The sequence below is a fragment of the Mycobacterium sherrisii genome, from assembly GCF_002102355.1.
Classification (GTDB): Bacteria; Actinomycetota; Actinomycetes; order Mycobacteriales; family Mycobacteriaceae; genus Mycobacterium; species Mycobacterium sherrisii.
On sequence record NZ_LQPT01000104.1, the window covers coordinates 1 to 18,843 of the forward strand.

Here is an 18,843-nt window from a genome sequence, read left to right on the forward strand (position 1 = left end):
CGAAGACGTCGACGCCCGCCGCAGCTTCATCACCCGCAACGCCAAAGACGTCCGCTTCCTCGATGTCTAAAAACGTCTAAGACGTGTAACCCGTTGTGCGACTTCTAAAAAGAGGACTACATGACTGACACGACGCTGCCACCAGGCGACGACTCCGTCGACCGGATCGAGCCCGTTGACATTCAGCAGGAGATGCAGCGCAGCTACATCGATTACGCGATGAGCGTGATCGTGGGCCGCGCGTTGCCGGAGGTCCGCGACGGGCTCAAGCCGGTGCACCGCCGGGTGCTCTACGCGATGTACGACTCCGGGTTCCGCCCGGACCGCAGCCACGCGAAGTCGGCCCGGTCGGTCGCCGAGACGATGGGTAACTACCACCCGCACGGCGACGCGTCGATCTACGACACCCTGGTGCGTATGGCGCAGCCCTGGTCGCTGCGCTATCCCCTGGTCGACGGCCAGGGCAACTTCGGCTCCCCAGGTAACGACCCGCCAGCCGCCATGCGGTACACCGAGGCGCGGCTGACGCCGTTGGCCATGGAGATGCTGCGTGAAATCGACGAGGAGACAGTCGATTTCATTCCCAACTATGACGGCCGGGTACAAGAGCCGACCGTGCTGCCCAGCCGGTTCCCCAACCTGCTGGCCAACGGATCGGGCGGCATCGCCGTCGGCATGGCCACCAACATCCCGCCGCACAACCTCGGTGAACTCGCCGAGGCTGTCTTCTGGGCGCTGGACAACTACGACGCCGACGAAGAGGCGACGTTGGCCGCGGTCATGGAGCGGGTGAAAGGACCCGACTTCCCGACGTCGGGGTTAATCGTCGGCTCGCAAGGCATCGCCGACGCCTACAAGACCGGCCGTGGCTCCATCCGGATGCGCGGCGTCGTGGAGGTCGAAGAACTTAGGGGCAGAACATCTTTGGTGATCACTGAGCTGCCCTATCAGGTCAACCACGACAACTTCATCACCTCGATCGCCGAGCAGGTCCGCGACGGTAAGCTCGCGGGCATCTCCAATATCGAAGACCAGTCCAGTGACCGGGTGGGTCTGCGCATTGTCATCGAACTCAAGCGCGACGCCGTCGCCAAGGTGGTGCTGAACAACCTCTACAAGCACACCCAACTGCAGACCAGCTTCGGCGCCAACATGCTGGCCATCGTCGACGGGGTGCCCCGCACATTGCGGCTGGACCAGATGATCCGCCTGTACGTCGAACACCAGCTCGACGTGATCGTTCGCCGAACCACCTACCGGTTGCGAAAAGCCAACGAGCGGGCCCACATTCTGCGCGGTCTGGTCAAGGCGCTCGACGCGCTCGACGAGGTCATCGCCTTGATCCGAGCGTCCGAAACCGTCGACATCGCCCGCGCCGGCCTGATCGAGCTGCTCGACATCGACGAGATCCAGGCCCAGGCGATCCTGGACATGCAGCTGCGCCGGCTCGCCGCCCTGGAGCGCCAGCGCATCGTCGACGACCTGGCCAAGATTGAAGCCGAGATCGCCGACCTGGAAGACATCCTGGCCAAGCCCGAGCGGCAGCGTGGGATCGTGCGCGACGAGCTCGGCGAGATCGTGGAGAAGCACGGCGACGAGCGGCGCACCCGGATCATCGCGGCCGACGGTGACGTCAACGACGAGGATCTGATCGCCCGGGAGGACGTGGTCGTCACGATCACCGAGACCGGGTACGCCAAACGCACCAAGACCGACCTGTACCGCAGCCAGAAGCGCGGCGGTAAGGGGGTACAAGGCGCCGGGCTCAAGCAGGACGACATCGTCGCGCACTTCTTCGTGTCCTCGACGCACGACTGGATCCTGTTCTTCACCACCCAGGGCCGGGTCTACCGAGCCAAGGCCTACGAACTGCCCGAGGCATCCCGGACGGCGCGTGGCCAGCACGTCGCCAATCTCTTGGCATTCCAGCCCGAGGAACGCATCGCGCAGGTCATCCAGATCCGCAGCTACGAGGACGCGCCATACCTGGTGCTGGCCACCAAGAACGGGTTGGTCAAAAAGTCCAAGCTGACCGACTTCGATTCCAACCGCTCCGGCGGCATCGTCGCGATCAATCTGCGCGACAACGACGAATTGGTGGGGGCCGTATTGTGCTCGGCCGAGGAGGACCTGCTGCTGGTCTCGGCCAACGGACAATCGATCCGCTTCTCGGCGACCGATGAGGCCCTGCGGCCCATGGGCCGCGCCACCTCCGGCGTGCAGGGCATGCGCTTCAACACCGACGACCGGTTGTTATCGCTCAACGTGGTCCAGGAGGGCACCTACCTGCTGGTGGCCACGGCGGGCGGGTACGCCAAGCGGACCGCGATCGAGGAGTATCCGGTTCAGGGCCGCGGTGGCAAGGGCGTCCTCACCGTTCAGTACGACCGTCGGCGTGGCAGGCTGGTGGGCGCGTTGATCGTCGACGACGACAGCGAGCTGTACGCGATCACCTCGGGCGGCGGCGTCATCCGCACCGCCGCGCGTCAGGTCCGCAAGGCCGGTCGACAGACCAAGGGTGTCCGGCTGATGAACCTGGGTGAGGGCGACACGCTGCTCGCCATCGCACGTAACGCCGAAGGAAGCGCCGAGGACGACGTCGAGGAAACCGACGCCACCGACGAGTCCGGAAGCTAGCGCGTTAGGCGTCCGCACCCAGCAGACGCCTACCAGCGGAGTGCCACCGGGCGTGGGGATTAGACTCAGCGCGACCAGGACTATGCGAGTGCCACCGACCGGGCGGCCTGGGCAGCAAAGGTAAGGAGTCTCCGGTGACCTCACCGAGCGAGCCGGGCGCCCCCAAGAAGGGCGACAGCCCGAACGGCGATGTTGCGGCCGAGCGGGCCGGGGTGCATCAGCGCGGCGCGCCTCCCCAAGGCCGCCGCGGGCCCGACGGCTCCGATACGCCGCCGTGGCAGCGGGGCGCCGCCCGAGCCGCCAACCCGGCCAACCGGCCGGGGGAACCGTCGTCCGAGGCCCGACCGCAAGGGCCGCCGTCGGGTGTGGACGCCCGGCTGAACCGGTTCGTTTCGGGCGGCAACGCGCCCGGGGCGGGCCAGTCGAAGAATCCCGACGCGCCGCGCGGTGAGGGACCCCCGCACGAGGCCTACGCCAGCGAGTTGCCGGACCTTTCCGGTGGATTGCCGCGCGGGACGCAGCGCAAGTCCGCCCCCGACCGCGGGACGGAGGCGCCGCAGTCCGGCGGCCGGTCGACGACCGGGGAATCCCGGGAAGGCCGCGACAACCTGGTTCAGGTCTCGCGACGCCGTGGCGGCCCCGTCCGGGCCAGCATGCAGGTGCGCCGGATCGACCCGTGGAGCACGCTGAAGGTGTCGTTGATGCTCTCGGTGGCGCTGTTCTTCGTCTGGATGATCGCCGTGGCATTCCTCTACCTGGTGTTGGGCGGCATGGGGGTGTGGGCCAAACTCAACAGCAACGTCGGCGACCTGCTGAACAACACCAGCGGTAGCAGCGGCGAACTGGTCTCCAGCGGCACGATCTTCGGCGGTGCCGTGCTGATCGGATTGGTCAACATCGTCCTACTCACGGCGATGGCAACCATCGGCGCGTTTGTCTACAACCTGACGACTGACCTGATCGGGGGCATCGAAGTGACGCTGGCGGATCGGGATTAGTCAGGGGTTTTGGGGCGGGGCGGCCAGTGCGGTAATCTCGTCGCTCGGCCGTACGCGTGTACGGGCCTATAGCTCAGGCGGTTAGAGCGCTTCGCTGATAACGAAGAGGTCGGAGGTTCGAGTCCTCCTAGGCCCACAACCATGTGCCCGTCGAGACGTTGTGTGAGACTTGCATTGCCGTTGGCGCTGATTGCGTTGGCGGCGATCGTCTGGTCACGCCGCGGGGTTGAGATCTGGCACGTGGCAACAGTTGATCCCGCACCCATTGATCCGCCCGGCACATCCGGCGGTCAACAGGGGCCTTAGCTCAGTTGGTAGAGCACCGCCTTTGCAAGGCGGGTGTCAGGGGTTCGCGCCTTATCTGGAGGAGAGGGAGAGAGAGTAGGGCCTGACCTGCAGCTATGCTGTCGTGGTCATGTCCACGACGGGGTCATAGTTCAACGGTAGAACGGGGCCTTTGCAAGGCTCAGATCGGGGTTCGATTCCCCGTGACTCCACTCGTTTGGGAACGCAGAGGCTCGGGGCCATCGGAGGCGACTGGCTTCCAGGGGTCGCTTAGCCGTCGGCATCTGATCCCTCGCCACCAGGCTCAAGTGGTATCTGCCCTGCGCTCCGATGGCTGGTTGTACGCCGCGGAGTGCGCCGGCTTTCTTGACGTAGGCGCGTTGGTAGTTCTGTCTCGACGGAGCTAGCGACGCGCAGCACATTGGGAAGCATTGCGCGGAGCGCAGTTTGACCGGTCAGAGGATCGAACAGTGTTCCGCTGAGGTTCGCAAAAATCCGGTCACCTTGCCGTTCGAGCTGGACATCCAGGAGCGGGTTCTCGATGCCCTGTTCTCGCAGTGCCGTGCACGCTTTCGCAACGCAGTCGATACGGAGTCGGCGGCCAGGTTGGAGCGCCTCTGGTCCGCCGCAAAGTTCGATCACAACCTTGACTGCCGCGATATCCGTCAGCGTGTAGCGCGACCAACCGGAGTTGAGCCCCGTTCCAGACTGCTCTCTCACCAAGCGAAACAGGCGCCGGAGCTGGTGGTAGTCGATGTCTTCAATGCCGAGGAGGTGTGCCACCTCGCGAGGGAAGAAGTAGCCGTCATTGTCGCGGTCTCGGAGGCGTTTTGCTGGTCGGCGTGGCTTGTGCTGCCGGAGTCGGTGCGGCATCGGATCTTCCCATCGAAGATCCTAAATTTACCGTTAGAACACTTACTAATGGTATATTCATCATCGAATTTCATCCATGAAATTCGCTGGTCAGGGGCACGATCCCAAGCTGGTCCGCAGGAGGTTCCCTGAATGCGTGAGTGGGTCGCCAGCGATGCTGGCATGTCGCCGCCCAAGGCTGGCCATGCCGACGTTTCGTAGCATCGATCTGTTTGCTGGTTGTGGTGGGCTCTCCCTCGGCCTGCACAAGGCTGGGTGGGATGGGGTGCTCGCCATGGAGCGCGACCCGATGGCGTTTGAGACGTTCTATACCAACCTGGTCGCGGATGGCAGCCCCTATCGCGCATACAGCAAATGGCCAGACTGGTTGCCAAAGCAGCCGTCGGACATTGTCGCCGCGCTAGCGGACCGCACAGTTCGTGAGGGCCTAACGGCGCTGCGAGGTTCGATCCAGCTTGTGGCGGGCGGACCGCCGTGCCAAGGGTTCTCGGTCGGTGGGGCCCGCAATGGGCGTGACGAACGAAACCAGTTGGTCCATCACCAACTTGACGTTATCGACATGGTCAGGCCGGACGTGGCACTCGTCGAGAATGTCGAGGGCATCACCCGCGCATTCCGGGCCCGCCCTGGAGCCGACGCCACCGAACCATCAGTCGCTGATCAAGTCGTAGAAGCACTGAGCCAGCTCGGTTACGCGGCAGACTACGGCGTCGTTGATGCGCGCAACTTCGCTGTGCCGCAAGCTCGCCGCCGAACAATCATCATCGGCATTCGTAATGACCTCGGGGTGGCACCAGGCGCGTTCTTTGATGCCCTTGCTGAATCGCCAGACGAGTTGTACACAATTCTGGGACTACCGAAACGCACCGTCACGGCCCGCGAAGCGATCGATGACCTTTCGAATCCCGGGGTGCGAGTCACGTGCCCAGACTCCGTGAAATTCGAATCCACCCGTTACCGCAAGGCAACGAGCTCCTACGCGCGGCTGATGAGGGTAGGCGCGAGAGCAGGCTCGATTCCCGACTCGCACCGATTCTCCGAGCACGGAGAACGCATCCAGGCGCTCTACGCGCTTGCGCATGCTACCCAGCCCAAGGGCCGCCTGCGTAAGGAGTTCCTCCTCGCCAACGGCACCAAGAAGGACAAGAAGGTCCTGATAGCCCCCGATACGCCGGTGTCAACAATCACCACGCACCCGGATGAGTTCATCCACTATGCAGAGCCGCGGAACGTGACTGTGCGCGAGATGGCGCGTTTGCAGTCGTTTCCTGACAACTTCCACTTCAAGGGCCGATACACTATCAACGGCCCGCGCCGCAGGTTCGATGTCGCGCGTTGCTCGCAGGTCGGAAACGCGGTGCCACCGCATTTCGCACAGGCAATCGGGATGGCGATCAAGCAAGTACTCAATGGCAAGTGAGACCACACAAACAGAGATGCCGGAGACGGCAGCAGCACCACTACTGGCCACGCTCAGCGAGTCTGGCCTGGACCAGATCGCAGCGTTCCTCTTAGCCGGGACCAAGGAAGAGGCTGACGACCTCGCGCCCACAGCGCTGCAGCTGCTTGCCGCGGAGTTTCCCGCGGGTGATTGGGGGATGGATCACGACAGCAACTTGTTCGGCCACGGAGCGCTGCGCAATCTCTACGAGCGTGAGATACCGAGCGATTTCCGTGCCTGGCTGACTGCCCAGGGAATTGACGGTGACCAGTACGCGGCGGCTATTCGGCCGATTCAATTCAACTTCATCAACATCTGGCCGGCCAAGCTCTTCCCGGCTGCCGCACGGGCGAATCGAGGTTGGCGCATTCGGTTCGTGGGCTTCCCCAACCTGAACACCATTGCTGCCGGACTCGCAAGTCACTACCAAGGCAACCAAAGTCAGAATGAAATCGGCAGGGCTTCGGCGCTAATCCACCACGCGGCGTTCCACGTTCTCAAGGGATCGCCGGAGCAACAACGGCTCGAAGCTTATCCAGCGGCTACCGTAGAGCACTGGGACGGGCGCGGCCTGATGCCACAGCCGATCCATCAGGTAGGAGGCCTCGACATTTCCTCCTTCCGTCCGGAGGGGGCTCAGCTTAAGGTCGCGCGCAACACGACTGTAAAGAAAGACCTTGCGAGCTTCTTCGCCGTCATCGGCCTGCCGCGGGAAACATTTGTCGCCGAGGGCAACCAGCACATCACCGCGCTACGTGCAATGGCAGCGGCCCTTGGCGAGGTCGAGTCGTGAACTCGAATCCATTTGCCGATTTGCAGACCTTCGAGAGCATGCGAGCCGCCGCGTTCAGAGGTCAGGCCGAGTTCGACCGGTACTTCATGGCTCGAGCCACTGCGCAACGCCGCCTCAGGCAGCCCGCCGCGGTGCAGTTGTCTCCGCGCGTGGAACGCATGGTGCGACTTGCCATCGCCACGTCCCGGGCTGTGCTGCTCGTCGGCCCTCCCGGCACCGGCAAGACCGAGATTCTCCGCCAGGTTATTGAGGAATTCGATCGCGAGCCGACGCGCTATGGATTCAGTATTGACCGCATCGTCGCGAGTTGGGTGACGCCGGAGGAAGAATGGGCTTTTGACACCCTAGTACTCGGCGAGACCATCGATGCCGGGGAAATCCAGAGCGTCGAAGGCTTCTTGTTGCAAGCGATCAGGAACGATTTTTGGCTCGTGCTCGACGAAGCCAACCGCGCTGACATGGACCGCGTCCTCGGCGGGGCGCTCACATGGCTGTCCGGTCAGCGGGTAAGGATCGGCACTTGGAAGGAGGCCGGCAGCGCGGCGCGACCGGCGTATCTCGAGTGGGGCGACGGCCCAAACTCGGCTGTTGCTGACGGCAGTGTGCCCCCGGAGCGGGAATACCGTACAGGGCTGGACTGGCGGTTGCTGGGGACCTACAACGCGGTCGATGCCCAGCGAGTGTTCAGGATGGGGCAAGCTCTCAGCCGACGATTCAAGCACGTGCCGATACCGCCGGCGTCACGCGAGGACTTCGGGAAGTTGATCTCAAGTTATGTCCAGGGTGAAGGCGGCCCACTCGAACTGGCTGGTCGAGTGACGGGACTGTATGCCGCGCACCTGGACGTTGTCGGTGCAGCACTCGGCCCAGGCATGTTCATCGATATCCCCGCGTACGTGGAGCGCGGGCTGTGGATGGCGGAGTTGGAAGCATCCATTTCTGCGGGAGAAGCCGGGGCGGATTCTGCGGGAGACTCCGGGACGGACTCTGACGATTCGGGCAGCCAACAAGCGGGAGTGCAGGCCGAGTTGCTGGAGGAGCTCTTGGCCGAGGCCTACATCGCGTCAGTCGGCAGCATCATCGCGAAGTTCGAGCCCGAACTGCTCGATGAACTTGGTGACCGGATGGTGGGCAGCAAGGCACTAGCGCCAGGCTCGTGGTCCTGGATTGTCGAGCACCTGGCGACGATGCGGGCCTAGCATGACTGCGCTCGCCGTACCGGAGGCTGGATTGGACCGCATCCTGGCCGACTGGGCGGGCATCGGTAGCCTCTTTCAAGCCCTCGCGGCCCTCGGCGATCCCATCGAAAGGCGTTGGACGCCACGAGATATCGAAAGGCGCGCGATGCGCATCCTCTTGCTTGAGTGCGCTCCGCTGCTATCGAGATGGCCTCAGTCAGAACGCGCATGGCAGGATCAGCTGCCTATCCTAAGTACCCGACAGCGGTACTGGTCCCCTCGCCCGGAGCCGCGCATCGATTGGAAGCGCACGAGAACCGACAGTTGGCCGCCGAGGCGATTCTCCATCAAGCGTCGCCACCGGGCATCCGACCAGATGCCGCTAGAAGTCTTGGGCTGGACTATGTCAGCATTGCACGATGCCGTTGAGGAAGCACGCCAGCTGCTCACGCCGAACGCGCCCCTTACCGAGCTCGTAGGCACCGCGGGGGCCGAAAGGTTCCAGGCCGCAATGCCGCTCGCGGAGTTCATTCAAGGCGAATCCGCCAACATTCCCGGACGAGACGAACTCGCCGCAGTTCGCGGGATGGGCTGGCCATGGAACGTTGTCGCAGACACCGCAACGGTGCTGGCATCCATCCATCGCCGTGATGGAGTTTCGCAGTTGGCTCGCCGGTTACTGCGGCCAGATGGGTTCCCAGACAGGTTGTTTCAGCTCGCCGTGGTCGGCGCCGTCATCGCTGCCGCTGAATCAGCCGGCGGCAAAGTCACGAGCACGCGGCCAATCGGCCACATGTCAGAGGGCCCCTCCTATGAAATCCGCGACACCCGCGGCGGGACCTGGGATCTCTGGTGCGAGGCAGAACGCTGCTGGCAGCGATACCAGGCCCACGATCACCACCGCCAGCTGGCGGAATCGCTCACTCGCCTATCTGGAGACAAGTTCGCTGCCCGCCACCTCCGACCGGACATTCTCCTCACCCGGCCGTTCGATCGAGCACTCATCATCGAGTGTAAGTTTCCTGCCGAGAGTGCAGACCCCGGCTACGTGGCCAGCGGCATGAGCCAGGCGTACTTCTATGCAATGCAATTGTCGACGCGATTCGCGCGCACGGAGGCCGTCGTGGTCGGCCCGTCCGAACTAGTACCCGTGCGAAGCAGCACCCAGGTGGGCGGGCTCAACCTCAGCTTGATGGCTGTACCGCCACTTGCTCAGAAGGTCGAGCGGCTAATGAGAGGCGACGATGATGCCTGAGGCTGCGCCGGCATATCCAAGGGCGTCGTCTTTGGCTCGTAGCGCATCAATGAAAGGGAGCAAACGGGCGGACACGATGCCTGAAAGGCGGCTCAGGTCGTTACTCCATCAACGTGGCCTACGCTTCCGCAAGGACTTACGGCTGGACCTTCCCGGCGGCAAGGTCCGCCCCGACGTCGTCTTCACTCGCGCGAAGATCGCGGTGTTCGTCGACGGATGCTTTTGGCACGCATGCCCCGATCACTCCGCACCACCTCGGGTAAACCAGTGGTATTGGGGGCCAAAGCTCGACCGAACCCGCCAGCGAGACGCGCATAACGACGAGATCTTGGCGGCCGCGGGATGGATCAGCATCCGCGTCTGGGAGCACGAGCCTCCGGAGCTAGTCGCGTCGCGCGTCGAGGCCACATACCGAGCTCGCGCCTCAACGGATTGACAATACGCCGGGGAGTGGCCGGACGAGCCGCTACTGCCGCACCGAACACGTACGATCCCCGAATGGAGCACATCGCGGAATTCGGCGACGAACGGCAGAAGGCCTGGTGCGTGCACTGCGGTGAATTGCTGGATTCTGGCAGCACGCGAGACCATATACCAACGCGCGCGTTCCTCGACAAGCCATATCCGGCGCATCTCCCGGTTGTGGAAGTGTGCCTGGCGTGCAACAAAGGATTATCCAAGGACGAGCAGTACTTCGTCGCGCTGCTTGGCTGCATTATGAGTGGGACAGCCGAAGTGGACGATCAGCCGGACCGGAGGATCGCCCAGATGCTTGCGGAAAGCCCCGGACTTCGCGAGCGCATTGCGTCGGCGCGGCGCGTCAACCCCGCGCCATCCGGTCGCGCGCTCGTGTCTTGGGAATATGAGGCACCCCGGCTTGAGCGAGTGATCGTGAAGAATGCCCGCGGACATTTTCTTTTTGAATGCAACGAGCCGATGGCTTCTGAGCCGAAGCGCGTGTGGTTCGCCGCATTGGAGTCCCTGAGCGATGCCCAGCGACGCGAATTCGAAGGCGTCGCAGATCCGTTCACCGACCGGTTCGAACCCGACGCTCGCATCGTGCTGCCTGAGCTCGGGAGCCGCGCGATGACGCGAGTACTCACCGGTGCGGACACCGTCGCTGGCTGGATAGAGGTTCAAGACGGCGTGTACCGATACGCCGTCGAGCAGATTGGCGAGGCCACGAGGGTCCGTTCGGTGCTTCGGGAGCATATGGCAACGGAGGTCGTTTGGGAGGACAGGTAACGGATTTGGGTCCAGAACGGTGCCACATCTCCGCGAGCAGGAACAACCCGCGAAACAGTGACCGAGCTGGCGTGACGCTGGCACGGGCCCTATGTGCGCGGGCTGATTAGCGCGCTTCGCAGCGTTTCGTTCTCGGCGCGCAGCTCGGCGACCTCAGCCGTGAGGGCAGCGCAGCGGTCCATCGCGATGCGCAGCTTGGTGCGCAGCGAATCCGCCGACGCCTTCTCGGGGGCGGGCCGGGGCGCGCGTCGTGAATGGCCGCGACGGCGCGCGATCTCTTCACGAAGCTTGGGGTGCTGGTAAAGAAAGCTCGTGGAGACGCGCCCGGTCCGCGCAACGCTGACGAAAGATACTGGCTGGCCGGCGAGTTCGACGTTGTCCCATCTGTCGAACCTGTCGTGCTGGCCCGCCACCATCAGCGAGACGCATTCTCTGCGGGACGCCAGACTAGGTGTTCGGTGGCGCGGAGCCGGTCCCCGAGGTGATCGGCGGCCAAATGAATGTAGACATCGGCGCTGCTGGCGTGGGATTGGCCCAGCCGCGCGGCGATCTCCGGCGCTGTCCAGCCCGCGCGTGCGAGCGCCGTAGCGTGGGTATGCCGAAGAACGTGGGGATGCAGGTCGTCGATGCCGGCAGCAGAACCGAGGCGAGCCACCAACTGGTGGGCGTTGCTATACGACAAGGGTTTTCCAACGGGTTGGCGGGAGAGGTTGACGAACACGTAGTCGGTGTCGAGCTCACGCAGTTCGCCTAGCAGATAGTGCGCGTAGAGGTCGAAGAACCGCTGCGGCGCGTCCACCGAGAATTCACGGCGCTGCTTGGACAGGACGCCATTCGCGTTGTCGGTGCGACGTCGCACCCGCACGAGGCGCCGCATCGGGTCGAGGTCCGCGTGGCGCAGCCCCAGCGCCTGACCGACGCGAAGGCCGACGTCGTAAAGGGCGGACAGTAACAACCGATCCCGAGCCGATGTGGCGACGTTTTGAAGCTTGGCGAAATCCGTCTCGAAATCGATAACCGACACCGTCTCTTCCGACGGTTTACCCCGGCGTGCCAGCCGTGACTGTTTCTGTGGGCGCTTCTTCTCTACGTGTGCCAAGAAGCTACGCGACGACTGTGGCGCACGAGCCGGGTTACGTGTGAGAACCAGCTCCTTCGGTCCGCGTCCCTCAATGCGATGGAACTCGTAGAACTCGCGCACCGCAGCGTTTACCGCCTTGACGGTCCCGGTAGAACGGGATCCCCCACCCCGCACGGGCAACGGTGGAAGACCGGCAGACAGCGCGCCGACGAAGTCGCAGAGGTTATCGAAAGTTACGCACTCCCATCCGATTCCGCGTGCGCGCAACCATCTGTAGAACAACGCCAAGTGCAGTGCGTAGGAGCGGACCGTATTGCTGGACCGATCGACCGCGCGCAACCAGTTGAGAAACTGCTCCACTTCGAGGAGCGGTAGGCCGCGCTCATCAACGAGCGTCCACGACCGCGACCCGTGTACCGTCACGGGCCGCACGCGCGCTGTGAGCGTCACCCGGCGCGCGCCTGGAGATAAATCGGTCATGACTGAAACGTAGAGACGACCACCGACACCTTGGGGAGCGGCGTCGGCGGGCCGACTTACCGCACGAGGCCGCCGGGCCAGTGTCTATGGTGATCCTTCGAGATCTTAAGGAGATTGCCGCGCACCACTTTAAGGTCGGTGGTGGAAGGGACGTCGTCGTCGTGGCTGCCCGGATTGAGTACCTTGGGGAAGGTCTTCCATTGGCCCTTCTCCGCATTGCCATCGACGACAAACGGGAACACCAGCGGAATCAGATCGCCGAGCGTGGATGCTTTCGCCTCGACGTCATCGATTGTGGTCGGCGTCCCGGAATCGGTGAGGCCTGTGGCCACGATTTGCTTGGCGAGCCGCTCAGCGGCCGACCGCATTGTGTTACATGCGGCTCGTCGGCCCTTCGCCGTAGGGGCATACAGGCTCTCTTCGGCCTCGAGCATCAGCTGTCCGAAGACGTCCGAAGTCTGTGTCGGTTCAGTACCCGCGATGATGTCGATCAGATCCAGGTTGTACGCGATGTAGTCGCTTCCGCCATGGTTGGTCTGTGCCCACTCGGCAAGCTTGCTGTCGAACGTGGTCATGATGACCTGGGTGTCCGCGTTGAGCAACTGGCCCAGAGTGTTTTGAACGAAGGTGAGGCGATGGTCGGCGTCGCTGCCGGGTATGGGGTCGTCGAGCACGACGACCGGCGCGCCCAACAGTTCTGTGCGGGCCAGAAAGATTGACAGGCCCAAAGCGTTGAGCTGTGAGTCGCTGTAGACGCCGAGGGCTTCCCGCTCGACGGGCTCGCTGACGGGATCGGCGCGTAGCGCGGCGATGAGGTTAACGAACAGCGCGCCGCCGGCGCGACGTTTGATGCCGCCGAATCCGACAAGTTCCTCAGGTCGGATCGTGCCCCACCACTTGGTGATCGTGTCGCTCATCTGGGCGAAGCGCGCGTCTAACACCGTTCCAGCGGCTTCGCGCAACGCCTTCTCGGCAGCGTTGAGACGTTTGATCGTGCGCCGTCGCACCGCCTCTGCGACGACGTCGGTGACCAAGTCGGCGCGCCGTGAAAGCAATTCGGCGATCTCGCTGAGCCCACTGATAGTGATGCGGTCCCGCGCCGCGGCCTCGACTGCGATCCGCAGTGCCTCAGCGTGGCGGCTGTACTCCTCGGCGGTTGCTATGAGGTTCTGGGCAGCGGTGTTGATCTCGCGATAGTGAGCGTCTAGTCCGCTCGGCACGGCCTGGCGGCTGGCGACAGCGTCGCCGGCCTGTTCGACGCCGCGGCGCGCGAGGGTGATCGCCGAAGTGAGGCTGCTGGCGGTCGCTGCGACACGGCTGGCTTGAGCTCGCGCGTTGGTGACAAGGATGGTCTCGACGCGGAGGTCACGGAGAGCGTCGGTGGCCCGAACCAGTTGATCGTCGGTCCAATTGGCGGCAGGGGGCACGGTTTGGGCTGCGGCAGTTGCGAACTGGTCGAGGCTGTGGCGTGCGTCGTTCAAGGTGCGGGTGACGGCTCTAGCCGCGTCACCGAGGACCTCGGTGCGGCGCACATGGTCGCGCAGCAGGGCGACCCGTTCGGGCGTCAGTGCGTCGTCGGTGCCGCAGACGGGGCACTGCGTCGGATGCTCGAGCGTCGCGTACTCATCGACGCCGAGCACGGCTTCCAGCACGGGTGTGAGTCGGGCCGCGTGCTGGTCGGATTCGGCCAGGGCCCGGCCGTAGGCGACGAGGTCGGGAGTGGTCGCAGTGGCAGCGGGTGGTGTCCCGGTTGTGAACGCCGAGAGTGGGAATGCTTGTTCGCGTTGGGCGTTCAGGGCGGCGGTGATTGCGGTGTGGAGGTCGTCGACCGTGTCAAAGGTAGGGGTTGCGCCGTCGCCGTCGCGGTCGGCGAGGATCGCCGCGCCGGCCTCGAGCAACGCCTCGTCGACCGCCGTGCGGACGGCGTCTGCACCGAGGGGCTTCTTCGTGAGTGCAGTGATCGCTACGCCGGCCGAGGTGGCGGGCGTAGCAGAAAGCGCCTCCACCAGCTTCAGCGCGGCGCCTGGCTGCTCGGACTCCACGCGTCCACGCGCTGCTCTGACCCGCTCACGAAATTGGTCGAGGTCGGTTAGCGACAACAAGGCTTTGAAATAGCCGACGCGTTGCTTGGGCTCGGTGGACAGCACGTGGCGCAAGGTGTGTTGCAGAAGCACGGGCGCGCGCACCGGCGGATCAGCTAGGGTCAGGCCGACCTGCTCGAGATCGGTGACCTCGACGCCGTCGAGCAGCAGACGGCTCTCGCATTCGGTGCCTTGTCCGAAGTCGCACAGCAGTTCACGGCGGATTTGGTGGGCGACGCCGTCGTGGCCGCGCAGCACCGCTTCGACGTAGACATCAGTATCTGTCGGCGGTAAGTGCGCGTTGCGCAGGCTGTCGTTGTACTCGGCCTTGGCGCCGCCGAGCAGATCCCGGCGGCTGCTGCGGCCGCTGAGTAGGAACTCGATCCCCTCCGCGAGACTGGTCTTACCCTGACTGTTCCCAGCGTGCACCACAACCAGCGGCGCGTCGAGTTGGAGGACACGCGCTTCGTTACCGAACGCTCGGAAGCCGCGGATTTCCAACGACATCAACCGCGGACGGTTCACAGTGGTCACGACGACTGCCGCCATTTGGCGATAACGGCGTCGAGCGCTGTGTCGACGTCCTCTTCGCTCCCGGCCTGAGCGACGGCCTCAGCGAGCGCGCGGGCGTCGCGCTGTCCGGCGGCATCGCCGGATAGCTGCTTTAGCAGCGCATCGAGGTTAGGAAGCAGATCGCTCACCGGAGCGAGCGTACCGGTCACCACGTGAGATTCGACGCATGCTTTGGCACCCGTCAAAGAAGTCCTATAGATAACCCGAACGTGACGGCCGCGCTCGCAGATTGTCAGGCCCGTCGCGGACGTCGAACTCATCGGTCGATCAGCTGCAGATAACGATTCCCCTAGGCTCCACAGCTCATTAGCGCAGTTCAAACGGTGTTGTTCTTCAGCAGGTCTGTTACCAAAGCGGCCTTGGTGACCACATTTCGACCACAATTACGAGTTAATAGCGCATTGATGGCAACCCCGACCGCCTCGACGTCCGACCCGATAGCTTGCGGTCGGTGTTACATCCCAGTGTGTGCTGTTGACCGCATCAAGGCAGGCATTTGTCCGCGGCGTCCAGGCCGTCAGCGACCGCTACCGTACCGGCAGCGATTTGACCGAGCGCGACGGGAATCCCCGCGAGGGTCAGATTCTCAGGAACTGCGGTCAAGATCCCGACCATGCCGACCAGGGGTTCCAGGATGGCTTTCGTCGCGTGGTATGGGCGGCATGGAGGTTTGGCGGGCGCAAGCGGCGACCGGACCAACTGCCGCTGGGTTCGGCAGCGGAGTTGTCGGGGGGCTCGGCAGCGGCGATGCGGGCGGACCAGGCTTAGGCGCCGGGGGCGCGGTCATGCTCTGTTCTAGCTGGGGAATGACTCCGGGCTGGGTCGGTGGGGGCGGCGCCCCATCGGGGGTATCCCACGGCGCAAAAGGCGGCGGGTTGGGCCCGGAGGCGTTGTCTTGAGTGAAGTCAACCAATCGGACGCCGTTCTGGTTGGTAGTTGGGGGTCGTGGCTGCCCCCGTTATGGCCGGACTCTGGCCGACCCGCGTTGTGGCCTACGAACGACTACGCCAGAAAACCCAGACCCCGGCCGTAATTGATGACCGTCAGTCGCACACCCTAGGCTCCACAAGCCGACAATCGACTTCGGGTGATGCTCGGGCGGCGCGCAGCAAATTCGCGAGTCACATACCGCGCGCTGCGACATCGGGGGTTGTATCCTGCGGGACATGATGAAACTGGCGTGGGTCGCCGCCGCCGCTTCGTTAGGGGCAGCATTGACGATCGGCGGGTTGGAAACAGCACCGAAAGCCTCGGCGGGCTGCCAGGCCGCCCTGCTACCGGGCGAGTGGTACTGCGACAAACCGATTGGGCCGGACGGGACCTGGGAGCGGTGTCACCAAAGTCCCAGCTACCCGGTCTACGGCGGCAAGGGAGTGATCGAAGACATCACCCCGCCGCCCGATTGCTACCCGATTGATCCGGCGCAGCCAGTGCCGCTTGGCCAGCCGCCGAACCACATCGACGACTAAACCCGGAGTCGCTCAGTGCGATTCGCAGGCGATGCCGTCGTTATCGCGATCTAGCTTCTGCTGATAGGCGGGATCACCACGCGGGATGTTGTAGCGCCCGTCTTGCGCGGCCGCCTTGCAATCGCCGTATGCCGGGTCCGCGTGTGCCGCGGGCGCGCCCGTCAGACCGATTCCGAGCACGGCGCCGATCGCGGCCAGCACAACCACCACGTGGCGAATCTTCATGTGTCACACAACCTTTCCTTGCGGGTTGTGAGATTACGGCCTGCGCGGGATCCGCGGGCGAAAATCGACTAGACCGTTGGGTGGCGCGGGTAGCCAACGGGCACAAGGACAATCGGCTGGCTCAAGGACGTGGCTGCACGTCCACGCTGGGCGGCCGAGGCGACGGTTCGGGCGTGCCTCGATTGACCGAGCGCCGGACGATGCTGAACGCGGCGGCACCACCGGCCAGCACCACCACGGCGGCGCCCACGATCAGCAGGGGCCGCTTGCCTCGGCGGCGCCGGGATTTACGCGCGCTCTGCAGCGCCTGCGGGAGGTTCGCGACGACGTCCTGCGCAGCGGCGAGTTCCTGAGCGAGCGTTTCCTGAGCCGCGGCGATATCCCGGGCGAGCCGACCCTGCCGGTAGCGGCGGCGCAACTGCGACGCGGTTGATTGCGCGGAGTCGACGCCGAGCCCGACGAGGCCGCGGGTGACGTCCACGGGACCCAGCGCCGAGTAAGTCAGGCCCCGAGATAGTCGCTGCCTCGGGGTGAGCCGGGATTGCGCAGTCGCGTTCATCTGCCGCCTTTCTGTGCCGCTCGTGGAACCTACAGACTGCCACCAACGCCGGGCTCGCGGGCCTATTGCGGTTCGACACCGGCAATTTCGGCGCCGAGCCCATCGGGTGGCACCGGGTGCGGGCGCGCGGGCGGCTAATGGCAGACTCTGGTGTCGTGACCAACAGCCCGCATCAGACTGCCACTGCCACACTGCACACCAACCGCGGCGACATCAAGATCGCCCTGTTCGGAAACCACGCGCCCAAGACGGTCGCCAACTTCGTCGGCCTGGCACAGGGCACCAAGGAGTACTCGACGCAGAACGCATCGGGCGGCCCGTCCGGGCCGTTCTACGATGGCGCGGTTTTCCACCGCGTCATCCAGGGCTTCATGATCCAGGGCGGCGACCCGACCGGTACGGGCCGCGGCGGCCCGGGGTACCAGTTCGCCGACGAGTTCCATCCCGAGCTGCAATTCGACAAGCCCTACCTGTTGGCGATGGCCAACGCCGGCCCGGGCACCAACGGCTCGCAGTTCTTCATCACGGTCGGCAAGACCCCGCACCTGAACCGTCGGCACACGATCTTCGGCGAGGTCACCGATCCGGAGTCGCAGAAGGTCGTCGAGGCGATCTCCACGACGGCCACCGACGGCAACGACCGCCCGACCGAGCCGGTCGTCATCGAGTCGATCACCATCTCCTAGGCCGGTTCGGCGCCGTTGCGGCCTGCGTATCCGGCCGCGGTGAGGGCGTCGAGCACGTCCAGCGGGTCGGTGCCGAGGTCCCAGCGAGAGAACAGCGAAAGCCCGTCGTCGGCCGTTTCGATTTCGAGGAAACGGACCTTTCGGCCGAACCGACGAAACTCCGTGATCCGGATGATCTCGATGGCGGATTGCTGCAAAACCTGCGTCCGGAACCACCCGCGGATCGTCAAGCCGGCCGGGGTAATTGCCAGCTTCGGCCGGGCGCGCCATGTGCCGCCCGCAAACACGAGCAGGCCCACCCCGGCAACCCCCGCGAGAACGCGCCCGGGCGGGTCTGTGACTGCGGTCACACTAGCGATAGCCATGAGAATCCCGGCGAGGCCACAACCAGCGATTCCTGCGGCGCGCGGCTCCCAACTTGTTTGCTGCATGCCCTCGTTAACCCCTCTAACCACCACCGATGCGGTTATCCACAGCAGCTATCAACAGTGGGGATAAATCACACGCGTGTGATTGGGTACTCACAAGGTTGCTGGCTCAGGCGCCGATGCACCCCTAAATAAATTCATTCCATGGCCGATCTTGATCAGTGCCAGCGCATCGTGAGCAACAAACCGGTGATCATGAAAGCGAACGCGATTGCGTAGTTCCAGGGACCAAGTTCGGCCATCCAATGCAGGGCGGTCGGTGCCTGACTGCCGACCGCTGCTAACTGAAACACCATCAGCCAGACCAGTCCGATCAGCATGAGACCGACGAACAGCGCAACGAACCACACGCTGGACGGTCCGACCTTCACCTTCACCGGGGTCCGGCTGACCGCGCTGACGGTGAAGTCGTTCTTCTTGCGGACCTTGGACTTCGGCATGACTACCTCGGGATCACGGTGAACGGGACGGGGTGCAACGATAGCGGTTGTAGCTACACGCAAGACTTGGCTACGAGATTAACGCACCTGGCGGCCCGGCCAGGACATCGGAGACG

The 18,843-nt window shown here is 64.2% G+C and carries 20 protein-coding genes and 2 tRNA genes; 14 read left to right on the plus strand and 8 right to left on the minus strand.

Annotated features, from left to right (window positions below; genetic code table 11):
- The 12 genes from AWC25_RS27900 to AWC25_RS22130 form a co-directional block, all read left to right on the plus strand.
- The coding region (locus AWC25_RS27900) for a hypothetical protein (protein WP_425320235.1) at positions 1–70 on the plus strand (70 nt) is incomplete at its 5' end.
- Between the two features lie 50 nt (positions 71–120).
- Positions 121–2,637 carry a DNA gyrase subunit A gene (gene gyrA / locus AWC25_RS22080; RefSeq protein ID WP_069403109.1) on the plus strand — a complete coding sequence of 839 codons (2,517 nt, stop codon included), beginning with the start codon at positions 121–123 and terminating at the stop codon, positions 2,635–2,637.
- Between the two features lie 134 nt (positions 2,638–2,771).
- Complete coding sequence (locus tag AWC25_RS22085) at positions 2,772–3,635, plus strand: DUF3566 domain-containing protein (protein WP_069403108.1); 864 nt, start codon at positions 2,772–2,774, stop codon at positions 3,633–3,635.
- Positions 3,636–3,697: 62 nt separating this feature from the next.
- Positions 3,698–3,771: transfer RNA gene (locus tag AWC25_RS22090), tRNA-Ile, on the plus strand.
- Between the two features lie 290 nt (positions 3,772–4,061).
- Positions 4,062–4,132, plus strand: a tRNA-Ala gene (locus tag AWC25_RS22100).
- Positions 4,133–4,367: 235 nt separating this feature from the next.
- Positions 4,368–4,925: a hypothetical protein gene (locus AWC25_RS26685; RefSeq protein ID WP_142278994.1), complete on the plus strand. Its 558-nt coding sequence runs from the start codon at positions 4,368–4,370 to the stop codon at positions 4,923–4,925.
- Positions 4,926–4,977: 52 nt separating this feature from the next.
- Positions 4,978–6,213, plus strand: a complete 1,236-nt coding sequence (locus AWC25_RS22105) for a DNA cytosine methyltransferase (RefSeq protein WP_142278995.1) — start codon at positions 4,978–4,980, stop codon at positions 6,211–6,213.
- Positions 6,203–7,027, plus strand: a complete 825-nt coding sequence (locus AWC25_RS22110; RefSeq protein ID WP_085167646.1) for a hypothetical protein — start codon at positions 6,203–6,205, stop codon at positions 7,025–7,027. The genes AWC25_RS22105 and AWC25_RS22110 overlap by 11 nt, the downstream gene beginning before the upstream one ends.
- Complete coding sequence (locus tag AWC25_RS22115; protein WP_142278996.1) at positions 7,024–8,226, plus strand: AAA family ATPase; 1,203 nt, start codon at positions 7,024–7,026, stop codon at positions 8,224–8,226. The genes AWC25_RS22110 and AWC25_RS22115 overlap by 4 nt, the downstream gene beginning before the upstream one ends.
- 382 nt (positions 8,227–8,608) lie before the next feature.
- On the plus strand, positions 8,609–9,460 hold the full coding sequence (locus AWC25_RS22120) for a hypothetical protein (protein WP_142278997.1): 852 nt from the start codon (positions 8,609–8,611) through the stop codon (positions 9,458–9,460).
- On the plus strand, positions 9,453–9,896 hold the full coding sequence (locus tag AWC25_RS22125) for a very short patch repair endonuclease (protein WP_085167742.1): 444 nt from the start codon (positions 9,453–9,455) through the stop codon (positions 9,894–9,896). Before AWC25_RS22120 ends, AWC25_RS22125 begins: the two co-directional genes overlap by 8 nt.
- 62 nt (positions 9,897–9,958) lie before the next feature.
- Positions 9,959–10,705 carry a hypothetical protein gene (locus AWC25_RS22130; RefSeq protein WP_085167652.1) on the plus strand — a complete coding sequence of 249 codons (747 nt, stop codon included), beginning with the start codon at positions 9,959–9,961 and terminating at the stop codon, positions 10,703–10,705.
- Positions 10,706–10,794: 89 nt separating this feature from the next.
- Here AWC25_RS22130 and AWC25_RS22135 read toward each other — a convergent pair whose 3' ends face one another.
- From AWC25_RS22135 to AWC25_RS26915, 4 genes are read right to left on the minus strand one after another with little or no spacing between them, the layout of a single operon-like run.
- Positions 10,795–11,121, minus strand: a complete 327-nt coding sequence (locus AWC25_RS22135) for a DUF6262 family protein (protein WP_085167653.1) — start codon at positions 11,119–11,121, stop codon at positions 10,795–10,797.
- The gene (locus AWC25_RS22140; RefSeq protein ID WP_085167655.1) at positions 11,121–12,266 is read right to left on the minus strand and encodes a tyrosine-type recombinase/integrase; all 1,146 of its coding nucleotides are present in this window, start codon (positions 12,264–12,266) and stop codon (positions 11,121–11,123) included. The genes AWC25_RS22135 and AWC25_RS22140 overlap by 1 nt, the downstream gene beginning before the upstream one ends.
- A gap of 56 nt (positions 12,267–12,322) precedes the next feature.
- Complete coding sequence (locus AWC25_RS22145) at positions 12,323–14,896, minus strand: AAA family ATPase (protein WP_085167656.1); 2,574 nt, start codon at positions 14,894–14,896, stop codon at positions 12,323–12,325.
- Positions 14,878–15,048 carry a hypothetical protein gene (locus AWC25_RS26915; protein ID WP_155722938.1) on the minus strand — a complete coding sequence of 57 codons (171 nt, stop codon included), beginning with the start codon at positions 15,046–15,048 and terminating at the stop codon, positions 14,878–14,880. Before AWC25_RS26915 ends, AWC25_RS22145 begins: the two co-directional genes overlap by 19 nt.
- A 1,038-nt stretch (positions 15,049–16,086) precedes the next feature.
- On the opposite strand from AWC25_RS26915, the gene AWC25_RS22160 reads away from it, so the two are divergent.
- On the plus strand, positions 16,087–16,389 hold the full coding sequence (locus AWC25_RS22160; RefSeq protein ID WP_069401005.1) for a CDGP domain-containing protein: 303 nt from the start codon (positions 16,087–16,089) through the stop codon (positions 16,387–16,389).
- Between the two features lie 12 nt (positions 16,390–16,401).
- Here AWC25_RS22160 and AWC25_RS22165 read toward each other — a convergent pair whose 3' ends face one another.
- The gene (locus AWC25_RS22165) at positions 16,402–16,614 is read right to left on the minus strand and encodes an excalibur calcium-binding domain-containing protein (RefSeq protein WP_069401006.1); all 213 of its coding nucleotides are present in this window, start codon (positions 16,612–16,614) and stop codon (positions 16,402–16,404) included.
- A gap of 121 nt (positions 16,615–16,735) precedes the next feature.
- On the minus strand, positions 16,736–17,173 hold the full coding sequence (cwsA, locus tag AWC25_RS22170) for a cell wall synthesis protein CwsA (RefSeq protein ID WP_085167660.1): 438 nt from the start codon (positions 17,171–17,173) through the stop codon (positions 16,736–16,738).
- 137 nt (positions 17,174–17,310) lie between these two features.
- Here cwsA and AWC25_RS22175 point away from each other — a divergent pair, with 137 nt between their 5' ends.
- Positions 17,311–17,859: a peptidylprolyl isomerase gene (locus AWC25_RS22175; RefSeq protein ID WP_069401071.1), complete on the plus strand. Its 549-nt coding sequence runs from the start codon at positions 17,311–17,313 to the stop codon at positions 17,857–17,859.
- On the opposite strand, the gene AWC25_RS22180 is transcribed toward AWC25_RS22175, so the two are convergent.
- Together AWC25_RS22180 and crgA are read right to left on the minus strand one after the other, a co-directional pair.
- Positions 17,856–18,290: a PH domain-containing protein gene (locus tag AWC25_RS22180; protein ID WP_085167662.1), complete on the minus strand. Its 435-nt coding sequence runs from the start codon at positions 18,288–18,290 to the stop codon at positions 17,856–17,858. The two genes, AWC25_RS22175 and AWC25_RS22180, sit on opposite strands and share 4 nt — an antisense overlap.
- 155 nt (positions 18,291–18,445) lie before the next feature.
- The gene (gene crgA, locus AWC25_RS22185; protein ID WP_069401009.1) at positions 18,446–18,727 is read right to left on the minus strand and encodes a cell division protein CrgA; all 282 of its coding nucleotides are present in this window, start codon (positions 18,725–18,727) and stop codon (positions 18,446–18,448) included.
- Positions 18,728–18,843 lie beyond the last annotated feature (116 nt).

Coding starts and splice junctions, on each gene's coding strand:
- gyrA (WP_069403109.1), top strand. CDS start 121: ATGACTGACACGACGCTGCCACCAGGCGACGACTCCGTCGACCGGATC.
- AWC25_RS22105 (WP_142278995.1), top strand. CDS start 4,978: ATGCCGACGTTTCGTAGCATCGATCTGTTTGCTGGTTGTGGTGGGCTC.
- AWC25_RS22110 (WP_085167646.1), top strand. CDS start 6,203: ATGGCAAGTGAGACCACACAAACAGAGATGCCGGAGACGGCAGCAGCA.
- AWC25_RS22120 (WP_142278997.1), top strand. CDS start 8,609: ATGTCAGCATTGCACGATGCCGTTGAGGAAGCACGCCAGCTGCTCACG.
- AWC25_RS22125 (WP_085167742.1), top strand. CDS start 9,453: ATGCCTGAGGCTGCGCCGGCATATCCAAGGGCGTCGTCTTTGGCTCGT.
- AWC25_RS22130 (WP_085167652.1), top strand. CDS start 9,959: ATGGAGCACATCGCGGAATTCGGCGACGAACGGCAGAAGGCCTGGTGC.
- AWC25_RS22135 (WP_085167653.1), bottom strand. CDS start 11,121: ATGGTGGCGGGCCAGCACGACAGGTTCGACAGATGGGACAACGTCGAA.
- AWC25_RS22140 (WP_085167655.1), bottom strand. CDS start 12,266: ATGACCGATTTATCTCCAGGCGCGCGCCGGGTGACGCTCACAGCGCGC.
- AWC25_RS22145 (WP_085167656.1), bottom strand. CDS start 14,896: ATGGCGGCAGTCGTCGTGACCACTGTGAACCGTCCGCGGTTGATGTCG.
- AWC25_RS22160 (WP_069401005.1), top strand. CDS start 16,087: ATGATGAAACTGGCGTGGGTCGCCGCCGCCGCTTCGTTAGGGGCAGCA.
- AWC25_RS22165 (WP_069401006.1), bottom strand. CDS start 16,614: ATGAAGATTCGCCACGTGGTGGTTGTGCTGGCCGCGATCGGCGCCGTG.
- cwsA (WP_085167660.1), bottom strand. CDS start 17,173: ATGAACGCGACTGCGCAATCCCGGCTCACCCCGAGGCAGCGACTATCT.
- AWC25_RS22175 (WP_069401071.1), top strand. CDS start 17,311: ATGGCAGACTCTGGTGTCGTGACCAACAGCCCGCATCAGACTGCCACT.
- AWC25_RS22180 (WP_085167662.1), bottom strand. CDS start 18,290: ATGCAGCAAACAAGTTGGGAGCCGCGCGCCGCAGGAATCGCTGGTTGT.
- crgA (WP_069401009.1), bottom strand. CDS start 18,727: ATGCCGAAGTCCAAGGTCCGCAAGAAGAACGACTTCACCGTCAGCGCG.